The sequence below is a fragment of the Planktothrix sp. FACHB-1355 genome (assembly GCF_014748295.1).
GTDB lineage: Bacteria > Cyanobacteriota > Cyanobacteriia > Cyanobacteriales > Aerosakkonemataceae > Aerosakkonema > Aerosakkonema funiforme_A.
On the sequence record NZ_JACJUP010001059.1, the window covers coordinates 1 to 2,435 of the forward strand.

At 46.8% G+C, this 2,435-nt stretch carries 2 protein-coding genes; both read right to left on the reverse strand.

What is annotated here, in order from left to right; all coding sequences use genetic code 11:
• Nucleotides 1–2,167 (reverse strand): zinc metalloprotease HtpX (locus H6S82_RS28925; RefSeq protein ID WP_191057152.1); only part of this gene is annotated, 2,167 nt, incomplete at its 3' end.
• A gap of 55 nt (nucleotides 2,168–2,222) precedes the next feature.
• On the reverse strand, nucleotides 2,223–2,435 hold a 213-nt coding region (locus tag H6S82_RS33115; protein WP_206756909.1), incomplete at its 5' end, for a PEP-CTERM sorting domain-containing protein.

Here is a 2,435-nt window from a genome sequence, read left to right on the forward strand (position 1 = left end):
CTAACAATTTCCCTTCCAGGTATATCGGTTGACTGTCTGCGGGTAAAGCAACGGGATTGGTTAGCAAATCTGCCAAAACAGCTTCTTTTTTTACAGACAAAGGTTTCATATCCGGAAAGAAAGAATCGATCCGCAACAAGATGCCTATGCTGATGCCGATGAGCAGGCAACCGTATATAATTGACGGATCTCCCCACATCCAATCTAGCGGTCGGAATCTCATCAAGCTGCTAATTCCGCCAATAAACCAGAATATCCCTCCCAAGGCTAAACCCATAAAAACGCCAAAATAAGGCGAACCTTGTAAGAAAAATTTTGAATTTTGAAGGGTAACAGAAGATTGGTAAGTTAGGTTAAGTTCGGTTTCTAATTTCCAGAAATTTGCATAGCGAGCTAAAATTTGCAACCGCTCTCCCATTGGGGGATGAGAATTATTAATAGCTAACCAGCGACGATGAGGATTGACGCAATCCCACGCCAGCAGCGGTTCTAGGGGAGTATGAGCGTAGAGGCTGCCCAAACTCATCGCCTGTCGATATCCCACCGTCGTCAACAGCTCGAAACTTTCCAGCAGATTGCTCGTTTGTCCCTGTTGCTCGATATCTTTGGCAATGCCGATCGCCATTTTCAAGATAGCGCGGCTGAGGCCGTTCGGATTACCCGTAACTTCGCAGGAAATGCGATCGCTATAGTAAATCCTCGCCCTCGATAACCACAAAAGCGGCCAACGAAATAGCCAATATATACCGTAACTCAATGCCGCGATCGCTCCGGCAATCAACCGCAAAAACGAGTTTGGCGACAAATCTCCCAACTGGCTCACTCTCCAGTAAAAAGTGTAAGGCACTTGGGCCACTAGAACACCCAAAGACATCAGCGCGAAATCCCAGTAAACGATATGCCCCAACTGTTCGGCATAAATAGTGGCGATTTCGTCATCTGCCAATCGGTCTAACAATCCTTGAGTTACGACAATGCGGGCAGTACGGCGCAGATTCCCGTAGGTAAGTGCTAAGGGTGCAGAATTTGGTAAGACAAATAAGGTGGGAGAAGGTAAGCGCTGTTCGCGGGTAAAACGTTGCAGCACTCTGACCGCTTCGGGACTGCGTTCGCTCAATGTTGCCGTCGGTAAAGGTTTGAGGTTGTGGTATGCTTTGAGCAATCCATCCATTAACCAGGGAGATGCGGCAATCAGGGCTATCAGTGCGATCGCGCTGGCAATGGGAACTAAACGCATCGGGTCGTTATAGTAATCCTCGCCTATATAGATAATTCGCAGTTTAATTAAAAGATCTCTCCCTGTTTTAACTGCGAATTTGAGTATGGTATCGATCGCCCAAAACGTCGAAATCAGCAGGACGATCGCAGTTACTGCCTGCACTCCCCAAAGCTGCGATAAATCAAAGAGAAAACCCGTCTTTACTGGCAAGCGTTGCCACTTTTGTGCCCTTCCGGCTTGTTTCCATCCTGGTTTATAATCTAAGCTCTTTTCTGCTTTTTTTTTCTCAGGATCTGAAGATTGGCGACTGGCGACTTTCTCTTCTGCTCCTCTGCTTGGTTTAGTTGCCTTATCTAGGGGAACAAACCCAGGCGATGAGGCAGAATCAAACTTTTGTGATATTTGCGATCTGATTTCTGGTTGATTTTCTTTGTTTCCCTGCTTTGAGGGGGAAGATGGGGAAGATAAAGAAGAATTTCGATCCTTTAAAGATGATGAAGGCGGACTCACAGGCACCTTCGGTCTGCTCGAAGACACTTGTGCTGTGGGGTTAAAAGGCACAAACCCAGTGTCTTTTGACTGGGAAGTCTGATTGTCTTCCCCACTGCCTTCCTGCCTTGCTGTACCTTCTTCTGGGTAGCGCTTGACAAAATCGGCCAGGGTGCGATCGGCCCATTCTTTCACGGGACGGCTCGAACTCTTACTCAGAGTTTTACACAGGGCGATCGCTCCTAGAACATTGCCACTACGTTCGTAGGCTACAACTAAACCCATCTGAGCCTTATAAATTGCATTTTGATTCTGTTGGATTTGGCAGACAGCTTCTAAGTGAGCGATCGCATCTTTGTAATTTCCTTGCTTGAGCGCTGCTAAACCCGCCTCCAGAGATGAGTTTTCCTTACCAGAGGCAGATGCACCAGACGCAGGCGGATCGGGAGGAAAGACCATAGACTTTCTGGCATCACAATCTCTTCCACAATAGCCTACCCACTATTTACCTAAATCAAGTCATTGCTATTATTTTTCCTGTTAGTTTCTTAGTTAAGAACGCAGCACCTAGCAGTAACAATGGAATTGTACCCCCAGGTTCGGGAACAGATGAAATCGGAGGTTTGGGTAAGGAAAAATTATCGATCGCAATGCTACCGCTGTATAAAGGAGAAACCGAACTGTAGGATTTTGCGTAAAACGACCCTGACGAACCACTACAACTCGT